The organism is Anaerolineales bacterium, from assembly GCA_022866145.1.
In the GTDB taxonomy this organism is placed as follows: Bacteria; Chloroflexota; Anaerolineae; order Anaerolineales; family E44-bin32; genus PFL42.
The window spans coordinates 1-1705 of record JALHUE010000496.1 but is presented as its reverse complement, the minus strand read 5'-3'; the positions used below and the strand labels follow the sequence as shown (position 1 = coordinate 1705).

3 protein-coding genes are annotated in these 1705 nt (G+C 64.6%); all 3 read right to left on the bottom strand.

The genetic code is table 11. The features are described 5' to 3' along the window. Positions 1 to 345 (bottom strand): hypothetical protein (locus tag MUO23_14525; GenBank protein ID MCJ7514164.1); only part of this gene is annotated, 345 nt, incomplete at its 3' end. Between the two features lie 3 nt (positions 346 to 348). After that, positions 349 to 1020, bottom strand: a complete 672-nt coding sequence (locus MUO23_14520) for an acylneuraminate cytidylyltransferase family protein (protein MCJ7514163.1) — start codon at positions 1018 to 1020, stop codon at positions 349 to 351. Between the two features lie 115 nt (positions 1021 to 1135). Beyond that, a partial coding sequence (locus MUO23_14515) for a glycosyltransferase family 2 protein (GenBank protein ID MCJ7514162.1) occupies positions 1136 to 1705 on the bottom strand: 570 nt, incomplete at its 5' end.

Here is a 1705-nt window from a genome sequence, read left to right as displayed (position 1 = left end):
GTCGGGTGTGTTGTACACCTGGATGCCCAGTTGGGTCGCCGCCTCACGATCGATGGAATCGATGCCCGTGCCCCACTTGGAGATCACTCGCAGTCTGGGTGCGCAAGCTTGGAGAACCCGGGAGGTGAACTGGTCGTCACCACAGATCGCCCCATCGATCTTGCCGGCGTAGTGGAGCAGAGCCTCTTCCTCCAACCGCTCCTCCACCGGCGCGATCCAGGTCTCGATCCCGGCCGTGTCAAAGAGCGGCTTGAACCTCGCCATGGATGGGATCAGATAGGGCGCCGAGACCAGAACCTTCAACCCGCTCTCCCCTGCGCCAGGAATCGACTGCTGCTTTGCCATCGCTCAACCTCGGCCCGCCAGCAGGCCCTCGACCAGGCGGAACTCCTCCTCATCATCAATGTCCAACGCCTCCCTTGCGGGGATCTCGAACAACAACGGATGCTCGCCGATGCGGTTCTTGCGGCGGAGAAACCCCTCGCGCTCGAAGAGATACAGGCAGGAGTTCTCCTCATACACAGGCGGCAGGTCCTGGGTGTTAAGCAGTACGGCCGGATCGTGGTTAACCGGGTTGCCGGCAGCGTCCCACAAACGCTTCTGCCAGCGAGTGACACTGAAGAGCGAATCGTGCTGCGGCAACGCCTGGCGAAATGCGTGGACCGCCGCCGCGATGCTGCCGGCCGAGAGCAGCGGGTTGGTGCTGTGTGTCTGCAGGTAGAAAGGCGCCGGGTTGGCCGCCACGTCATGCAGCAGGACCCGGTTCATCGAGATCGAGCCATCCCGCAACTCCGGAGGCCGGTCGATCAGCGTCACCGCCGGGAAGGCTTCGCCGATCCCTCGCCGGATCTCTGGGCTATCGGTATCGACCACGATGCGGGACACGGCGCCAGACTGCAGCAGGCTGTCCAGGATGTAGGCATACAGGGGACGGCCATTCAACAGACGGTAGTTCTTGCCCGGCACGCGCTGGCTGTGGTGGCGCATCGGCACCAGGGCGACGATCTCGAGTTCGCTCAAGATTCCGACCCTCCCCTGCCTCGGCCGGGCCATCCGCAGGCGTGACTGTTCAACCCGACCCCTCCCGCCAAGCGTTGGCCCGCCACCCTGCTCCGCTTCGAGGCCAGCCTGGCTTTCACTCTGCCCCCGGCGCGGGCGGCGGCCCATCTCTGTCAGCAGGCCTCCCGCTGACCGAACGGTCATAAGCGATGGGATCCACCCTTTGGGCGGAAGGGTCTACTGCGCGACTCAGACCACGCGGGTAGTAGAACGTCTGCTTCAATTGGCTGGTCAGGCCTCCGGCCATGCGCCATCCCTGATAGCTCCCCCAGAACTGCAGGAAGCGGAAGCTCAGGATCCCGGCCACCTCGCCACGAAGCCGGCCGTCGTGGGCGGCGTGCCATAGGTCCGTGCCGGCATTGCTGAGAAACAGCCGTGCAGCATCCAGCCAGGTGATCCGCTCCTGCGGTCGGATCCGGCGCAGGGCCATCGCTTCCCGACGGTAGCGATTGTAGAGCTCCCCCGCAGCCTCGTCATGGACGTGGATCACCTCGGCCGCAGCCTCATAGGCGACCTTCCATCCTTGCTGCATCGCCCAGGACGCCCACTCAACATCCTCCAGGCCGCTCAGGCTTTCGTCGTAGGGGTGTTCCAGCCACAATCGCCGCCGGATGGCGGCATTGGCGTTGTTGCAGAACGGATGAGC